The organism is Corynebacterium sp. 401_CJEI, from assembly GCF_001076435.1.
GTDB classification, from domain to species: Bacteria; Actinomycetota; Actinomycetes; order Mycobacteriales; family Mycobacteriaceae; genus Corynebacterium; species Corynebacterium jeikeium_D.
This window is the reverse complement of record NZ_JVIP01000031.1, coordinates 157-7,994: the sequence shown is the minus strand read 5'-3', so window position 1 is coordinate 7,994 and position 7,838 is coordinate 157. Positions and strand designations below refer to the sequence as shown.

Sequence of the window (7,838 nt, the reverse complement as noted above, 5' to 3'; positions counted from 1 at the left end):
TTGTGGGTCGTGGTAGCCAGTTCCCGTGTGGGGTTGGGTGCTGCGGCCCACTTTTGTGCCCACGAGTAAACAACATTTAATCGACAAATGTCGTGGCTTATATCTCGGGGTAGCTACCGATTTGGCTTAATTGCGGGTACTTAGAAGGGTCCGATGCGCAGTACACCGGTCGGAGGCTCCTCGAATTCTGGCACTGAGCTTGTTGGCATGTCCGATTCAGTTATTGCACTTCTGTGTTTACCACAGCCACTCATCCCGACATGCAGATACCGCGCTTCAATGGGGCTTTACTGCCAAGCTGTCCAAATAGGGATCCATACGCTTATTTGGAATTCGTCCTGATTCTTAAGCCCTACCTACGAGACAACGCGGCGCCATCCAAGGTCGCGCCAAAAGGAAATCCCGTATGGGCGAGGTATTGCCTGCGCCCATACGGGAATGTGTTGTATTTAATTACGCCAGCGCGGTCTGGGATTGAGCTATCCAGCCACGCTAATCAAAGTACCGAAGTTAGTTATTACTGCTTGGCTTAGCGGGCGGGACGTCGCCGTAGCCGTCGTGGTCCTTATCTTCAGAGTTGATACCTCCGCGGAAGGTGTCGTGAGCGCTCGGAGTAACTGCGTGCGGTGCACGGTCGGCGGTGTTGAACAAAAGGTTCAAGATAATAGCTGCGACGGAACCTACGCAGATTCCTGAGGCCATAAACGTTTGTGCCCATGCCGGCAGTCCGGAGAATAGTTCGGGCGATACAGCCGGAAGCAATGCCAGTGCCAACGGAATACCAACCACGATCACGTTGGATTCAGTGAACTTAACCTTGGATAGGGTGCGGACGCCGGATGCTGCGACCATGCCGAACAAGGCGATACCGGCACCTCCCAAAACTGGAGCCGGGATAGCAGCAACGAGAGCGGCCGTCTTTGGAATCAGTCCCAGAATCAGCAGCATTCCGCCTGCAGCTGCGGTAACCCATCGGGATCGCACGCCCGTGATGGACAGGACGCCGATGTTCTGGGCAAACGCCGTGTATTGGAAGGTATTGAAAATACCGCCGATCATGGTCGCAGCACCGTCGGCACGCAGTGTGTCGGCAATACTGCGATTATCAATCTCGGTCTCGGTAATCTCACCGATTGCAAGCACATCTCCAGTCGCCTCGACCATAGTCACAAGCGAGACAATGCACATGGCAAATACAGCCGAGAAGACAAACTCAGGCATGCCGAAGTAGAACGGATGTGTCAGCCCAAAGATTGGTGAGTCCTTGGTCCCAGACCAATCCACCATTCCCAATGGAATGCATAGCAGCAACCCAGAAATCATGCCCACTAGAACGGCGATTCGGGCGAGCCATTCCGGTGCCCAACGCTCAATACTGAGAATCAAGACCAACACAAACACAGCTACTGCCAAGTTTTGGGGCGTGCCGAAATCAGGAGTGTCCTTGACTTCAGCACCGCCACCAACCCAGTCAGCTGCGACTGGCATAAGCGTCGTACCGATAATCAATAGCACCGTGCCAGTGACCAACGGCGGAAATAGACGTAGAAGCGACGCAAAAAGCGGTGCAAAGAGCATCATGAAAATGCCCGATGCAATCACCGAACCGTAGATTGCGGGCACGCCGTATTGCGATCCGATAGTGACCATCGGAATGGCGGCAGAGAAGGTACAGCCCTGAATCAGTGGTAACCGCACACCAAATCGCCAAATACCCACCGACTGCACGATGGTGGCGATGCCGGCAACAAACAGGTCCGCGGCAATTAGGTGCGGAATATCGGATGGGGACATACGCCCGGCATCCACAAGTGCCCAGCCCACGAAAAGCGGGACTGCCACCGCGCCTGCATACGCGGCGAGCACATGTTGAAAGCCGAGTACAAGCAATTTCACATGGCCCGGATACTCATCGACCGGATGGACCGGCCGGGCATCGGTCTTCGTTGATGTAGTCACAGTTCGACTTTAGTTCCCTAGTCCAGCTTTTCCTCACTGGAGCTTTCTATTGGGGTGGTTTCGCTCCATCTCGCTTTACGACGAAGGCCTCGAGACTTGTCACTTTGCTGAGATAAATCGTGAGTGTGCGTAAGAAGCCGGTGAACGAACGCATTGCCGAACAGCTTTAAGTGAAACTCTAGGGTTATGGTCTTCTATTAGCTCGAAAGTGCTCAAGAAAGGCATTGTGACCTGCTGGTTCGCTTTATGTGTGAAGTGTGTGTAATGTATCCGGGGTCAGCGCGACAGGGCGATGTGATTGCTTGTTGTGGTGATGTGGGGGAGAGTTTACTTTGTATTCACGGTCGGTTTGACTTGTGTTTGCAGTGAAGGTAGAGTCTTCTTCTGCTGCTCATGTGGTGGTTGCCCTGGTTTGGGGTGGTTGTCTTCGTGGGTGTGTGTTGTGTGAGAACTCAATAGTGTGCCGATGTACTAACTAATACTTTTTTGGGAAAGTGCTTGTTTGGTTGTCGTTTGCGCGTGTGTGTTGCTGGTGGGTGCCGGGGGCCTTTGTTTGTTTTGGGTCCTTTTGTGCTTGCGGGTGATGGATTGCGTGGCGGCGCCTTTGTTTGGGTGCTTTTCGCGTGGTTTTTTCATTTGTGGGAAAGATCATGGTTGTTCTCTTCTTTTTTGGCCTCGTCGGTTCGAAGGGGAGAACGTTTTATTTTTGGATAACGGCCAGGCCGCGCACTGTTTGTGGTGTGTGGTGGTTGTTTGTCTGTTTTTGTCAGGTTTTTGGGCCTTTCATTGTTTTTTTGATTCTTCTGATTTGAAGGGTTTTTGATGGAGGGTTTGATCCTGGCTCAGGACGAACGCTGGCGGCGTGCTTAACACATGCAAGTCGAACGGTAAGGCTCCAGCTTGCTGGGGTACACGAGTGGCGAACGGGTGAGTAACACGTGGGTGACCTGCCCTGCACTTCGGGATAAGCCTGGGAAACTGGGTCTAATACCGGATAGGACCGCACCGTGAGGGTGTGGTGGAAAGTTTTTTCGGTGTGGGATGGGCCCGCGGCCTATCAGCTTGTTGGTGGGGTAATGGCCTACCAAGGCGGCGACGGGTAGCCGGCCTGAGAGGGTGGACGGCCACATTGGGACTGAGACACGGCCCAGACTCCTACGGGAGGCAGCAGTGGGGAATATTGCACAATGGGCGGAAGCCTGATGCAGCGACGCCGCGTGGGGGATGACGGCCTTCGGGTTGTAAACTCCTTTCACCATCGACGAAGGGTTTCTGACGGTAGATGGAGAAGAAGCACCGGCTAACTACGTGCCAGCAGCCGCGGTAATACGTAGGGTGCGAGCGTTGTCCGGAATTACTGGGCGTAAAGAGCTCGTAGGTGGTTTGTCGCGTCGTCTGTGAAATTCCGGGGCTTAACTCCGGGCGTGCAGGCGATACGGGCATAACTTGAGTACTGTAGGGGAGACTGGAATTCCTGGTGTAGCGGTGAAATGCGCAGATATCAGGAGGAACACCGGTGGCGAAGGCGGGTCTCTGGGCAGTAACTGACGCTGAGGAGCGAAAGCATGGGGAGCGAACAGGATTAGATACCCTGGTAGTCCATGCCGTAAACGGTGGGCGCTAGGTGTGGGTTTCCTTCCACGGGATCCGTGCCGTAGCTAACGCATTAAGCGCCCCGCCTGGGGAGTACGGCCGCAAGGCTAAAACTCAAAGGAATTGACGGGGGCCCGCACAAGCGGCGGAGCATGTGGATTAATTCGATGCAACGCGAAGAACCTTACCTGGGCTTGACATATACAGGATCGCGCCAGAGATGGTGTTTCCCTTGTGGCTTGTATACAGGTGGTGCATGGTTGTCGTCAGCTCGTGTCGTGAGATGTTGGGTTAAGTCCCGCAACGAGCGCAACCCTTGTCTTATGTTGCCAGCACGTTGTGGTGGGGACTCGTAAGAAACTGCCGGGGTTAACTCGGAGGAAGGTGGGGATGACGTCAAATCATCATGCCCCTTATGTCCAGGGCTTCACACATGCTACAATGGTCGGTACAGTGGGTTGCCAGTCCGTGAGGGCGAGCTAATCCCGCAAAGCCGGTCTCAGTTCGGATCGGGGTCTGCAACTCGACCCCGTGAAGTCGGAGTCGCTAGTAATCGCAGATCAGCAACGCTGCGGTGAATACGTTCCCGGGCCTTGTACACACCGCCCGTCACGTCATGAAAGTCGGTAACACCCGAAGCCAGTGGCCTAACACATTTTGTGGGGGAGCTGTCGAAGGTGGGATTGGCGATTGGGACGAAGTCGTAACAAGGTAGCCGTACCGGAAGGTGCGGCTGGATCACCTCCTTTCTAAGGAGATTATTTTTTCTTTGTGTCATGTGTCATCGTGTTGGTGGCGTGTGGCTATTTTTTGTTTTTTGGGTGGAACACCTACTGGTTAGATCACTGAAGTGGTGGTCTGCGCGTGCGTGTGATGATTTTAAGCGTTTGTGCTTTCCTTTGGTGTTGGTTGGTTGTTGGTGCGCTGTTGGGTGTCTGGGATGACACATGTTGTTGTTCCTGTTTACAGGTTGCTGCGTGCTGCGGGCAGGCTGCTGTTTGGTGGTTTGTGTGTGGTGTGTGGGTGTTGTGTGAGAACTGGATAGTGGACGCGAGCATCTTGTTTTTCTGTAAGTTCGATTTTGTCAAGCAGTTTTTCTGTTTGTGATTGTTCTTAGTTATTTGTTTGTGTGTTGTGTTGTAAGGGCGCATGGTGGATGCCTTGGCATAGTAGGCCGATGAAGGACGTGAGAGGCTGCGATAGGCCTCGGGGAGCTGCCAACTGAGCGTTGATCCGAGGGTGTCCGAATGGGGAAACCTGGCCGTCGTTGTGGGCGGTCGCCGTTAGATGAATTCATAGTCTAATTGGTGGTTACGCGGGGAAGTGAAACATCTCAGTACCCGTAGGAGTAGAAAACAATTGTGATTCCGTTAGTAGTGGCGAACGAACGTGGATGAGGCTAAACCGCGTGCGTGTGATACCTGGCAGGGTTTGCGTGCGTGGGGTTGTGGGGATGCATTGTGCAGGGTCTGCTAGTCCTGCGTTGTGTTGTGTGGGTGTAGCGGAAGTGGATTGGAATGTCCTGCCGTAGACGGTGAGAGTCCGGTACGTGAAACACCCGTGCGTGCAATTGGTGTGTTGCCCGAGTAGCAGCGGGCTCGTGGAATCTGCTGTGAATCTGCCGGGACCACCCGGTAAGCCTAAATACCTGCTTATGACCGATAGCGGATTAGTACCGTGAGGGAATGGTGAAAAGTACCCCGGGAGGGGAGTGAAATAGTACCTGAAACCATGTGCTTACAATCCGTCAGAGCCCTTTTTTGTGGGGTGATGGCGTGCCTTTTGAAGAATGAGCCTGCGAGTCAGCGGCATGTCGCGAGGTTAACCCGTTTGGTGGGGTAGTCGTAGCGAAAGCGAATACTAACTAGTGTGTTGTCAGTGGCATGTCCTGGACCCGAAGCGGGGTGATCTACCCATGGCCAGTGTGAAGCAGAGGTAAGACTCTGTGGAGGCGCGAACCCACTTAGGTTGAAAACTGAGGGGATGAGTTGTGGGTAGGGGTGAAAGGCCAATCAAACTCCGTGATAGCTGGTTCTCCCCGAAATGCATTTAGGTGCAGCGTCGTGTGTTTCCTCCTGGAGGTAGAGCTACTGGTTGGTTTAGCGGGACTATCATCTTAGCGACATCAGCCAAACTCCGAATGCCGGTGAGGTCAGAGCACGGCAGTGAGACTGCGGGGGATAAGCTTCGTAGTCGAGAGGGAAACAGCCCAGATCGCCGGCTAAGGCCCCTAAGGGTGTGCTAAGTGGAAAAGGATGTGGGATCGCGAAGACAACCAGGAGGTTGGCTTAGAAGCAGCCATCCTTGAAAGAGTGCGTAATAGCTCACTGGTCGAGTGGTTCTGCGCCGACAATGTAGTGGGGCTCAAGTACACCGCCGAAGCCGCGGCAATCACCTTTTGGTGGTTGGGTAGGGGAGCGTCGCGTGACTGCTGTGAAGCGCTGGGGTAACCCTAGTGTGGAGTGTGCGCGAGTGAGAATGCAGGCATGAGTAGCGAATGAGGAGTGGAAAACTCCTCCGCCGAATGACTAAGGGTTCCTGGGCCAGGTTAATCCTCCCAGGGTGAGTCGGGACCTAAGGCGAGGCCGACAGGCGTAGTCGATGGATAACGGGTTGATATTCCCGTACCCGTGTGTCCGCGCCCATGGTGAATCAGGGATACTAACCCACCTGAACACGCGCCGTTTACTAGCCTTTTAGGTTGGTTGGTGTGTGTGATGCTGGGGACCTGAACTGGTAGTAGCCAAGTGATGGGGTGACGCAGGAAGGTAGCCGTGCCACGTGATGGATATCGTGGTGTAAGCGTGTGGCCCGTGTTCTAGGTAAATCCGGAGCACATATAGGGTGAGGCGTGATGCGTACCCGTTTTGGGGAAGTTGGTGATCCTATGCTGCCGAGAAAAGCCTCTAGCGATGTGGATATACGGCCCGTACCCGAAACCGACACAGGTAGTCAGGTAGAGAATACTAAGGCGATCGGGAGAACTGTGGTTAAGGAACTCGGCAAAATGCCCCCGTAACTTCGGGAGAAGGGGGGCCATGACTGGTGACCGACGTGGTTGAGCTGGTTGTGGCCGCAGAGAATAGAGGGAAGCGACTGTTTACTAAAAACACAGGTCCGTGCGAAGACGGGTAAGTCGATGTATACGGACTGACGCCTGCCCGGTGCTGGAAGGTTAAGAGGACCTGTTAGACCCCTTTTGCGGGTCGAAGCGGAGAATTTAAGCCCCAGTAAACGGCGGTGGTAACTATAACCATCCTAAGGTAGCGAAATTCCTTGTCGGGTAAGTTCCGACCTGCACGAATGGCGTAACGACTTCCCTGCTGTCTCAACCACAGACCCGGCGAAATTGCAGTACGAGTAAAGATGCTCGTTACGCGCGGCAGGACGAAAAGACCCCGGGACCTTCACTATAGCTTGGTATTGGTGTTCGGTTCGGTTTGTGTAGGATAGGTGGGAGACTGTGATGCCTCAACGCCAGTTGGGGTGGAGTCGTTGTTGAAATACCACTCTGATCGTATTGGACATCTCAACCTCGGCCCGTGATCCGGGTTAGGGACAGTGCCTGGTGGGTAGTTTAACTGGGGCGGTTGCCTCCCAAAGAGTAACGGAGGCGCCCAAAGGTTCCCTCAGCCTGGTTGGCAATCAGGTGTTGAGTGTAAGTGCACAAGGGAGCTTGACTGTGAGACTGACAGGTCGAGCAGGTAGGAAACTAGGGACTAGTGATCCGGCACCGGCTTGTGGAAGCGGTGTCGCTCAACGGATAAAAGGTACCCCGGGGATAACAGGCTGATCTTCCCCAAGAGTCCATATCGACGGGATGGTTTGGCACCTCGATGTCGGCTCGTCGCATCCTGGGGCTGGAGTAGGTCCCAAGGGTTGGGCTGTTCGCCCATTAAAGCGGCACGCGAGCTGGGTTTAGAACGTCGTGAGACAGTTCGGTCTCTATCCGCCGCGCGCGTAGAAACTTGAGGAAGGCTGTCCCTAGTACGAGAGGACCGGGATGGACGTACCTCTGGTGTGCCAGTTGTCCCGCCTGGGGCATGGCTGGTTGGCTACGTACGGAAGGGATAACCGCTGAAAGCATCTAAGCGGGAAGCCTGTTCCAAGATTAGGTTTCTTTTGAGGTCCCCTATAGATGATGGGGTTGATAGGCCGGATCTGGAAGCATCGTAAGGTGTGGAGGTGACCGGTACTAATAGACCAAACATTCAACACACAAAGTGTGAATTACAGGGTTTTTGCTCGCGTCCGTTATTCAGTGTCTGGCATGACACCACCCACCC

1 protein-coding gene and 2 rRNA genes are annotated in these 7,838 nt (G+C 54.1%); 2 read left to right on the top strand and 1 reads right to left on the bottom strand.

Features of this window, described 5'->3' with window-relative positions; translation table 11 throughout:
* Positions 1 to 510 precede the first annotated feature (510 nt).
* The gene (locus ADM64_RS07105; RefSeq protein WP_049193702.1) at positions 511 to 1,959 is read right to left on the bottom strand and encodes a nucleobase:cation symporter-2 family protein; all 1,449 of its coding nucleotides are present in this window, start codon (positions 1,957 to 1,959) and stop codon (positions 511 to 513) included.
* A gap of 819 nt (positions 1,960 to 2,778) precedes the next feature.
* Here ADM64_RS07105 and ADM64_RS07100 point away from each other — a divergent pair.
* Together ADM64_RS07100 and ADM64_RS07095 are read left to right on the top strand one after the other, a co-directional pair.
* Positions 2,779 to 4,301: ribosomal RNA gene (locus ADM64_RS07100) — 16S ribosomal RNA — on the top strand.
* A gap of 380 nt (positions 4,302 to 4,681) precedes the next feature.
* Positions 4,682 to 7,772 (top strand): 23S ribosomal RNA (locus ADM64_RS07095).
* Together the 16S and 23S rRNA genes form the textbook arrangement of a ribosomal RNA operon.
* Positions 7,773 to 7,838 lie beyond the last annotated feature (66 nt).